The organism is Actinoplanes sp. ATCC 53533 (assembly GCF_003947245.1).
In genome coordinates this window covers 1-578 of the sequence record NZ_QHHV01000707.1, presented here as the reverse complement: position 1 = coordinate 578, position 578 = coordinate 1, and the positions used below count along the sequence as shown (strand labels likewise).

Genomic DNA, 578 nt, shown 5'->3' with positions numbered 1-578 from the left:
GGCCTTCGCGTACGGGTGGGCCGGGCGCGCGTAGATGTCGTAGACCGGCGCCTCCTCGACGACCTTGCCCGCGTACATCACCGAGATGCGGTCCGCGACGTCGGCGACCACGCCCATGTCATGGGTGATCAGGATGAGGCCCATGTTGCGCTGCTGCTGCAGCTCGGCCAGCAGGCCCATGATCTGCGCCTGCACGGTCACGTCGAGCGCCGTGGTGGGCTCGTCGGCGATCAGCACCTCGGGGTCGAGCGCCAGCGCCATGGCGATCATGACGCGCTGGCGCATACCGCCGGAGAACTGGTGCGGGTAGTCGCCGAACCGGAGCTTGGCGCCCGGGATCTTGACCTGGTCGAGCAGCTCGATGGAGCGCTGCTTGGCGTCGCCCCGCGACATGCCCCGGTGCACCCGGAACAGCTCGGCCATCTGGTAGCCGACGGTGAACACCGGGTTCAGCGCCGACAGGGCGTCCTGGAAGATCATCGCGATCTGGTTGGCCCGGACCTTGCGCCGCTCGTTCTCGGGCAGCTTCAGCAGGTCGACGCCGCGGTACTTGACCTCGCCCTTGGTGATGAAGCCGG

At 68.3% G+C, this 578-nt stretch carries 1 protein-coding gene; it reads right to left on the bottom strand.

The window, feature by feature from the left end:
- A partial coding sequence (locus tag DMB66_RS60760; protein WP_148113028.1) for an ABC transporter ATP-binding protein occupies window positions 1-578 on the bottom strand: 578 nt, incomplete at both ends.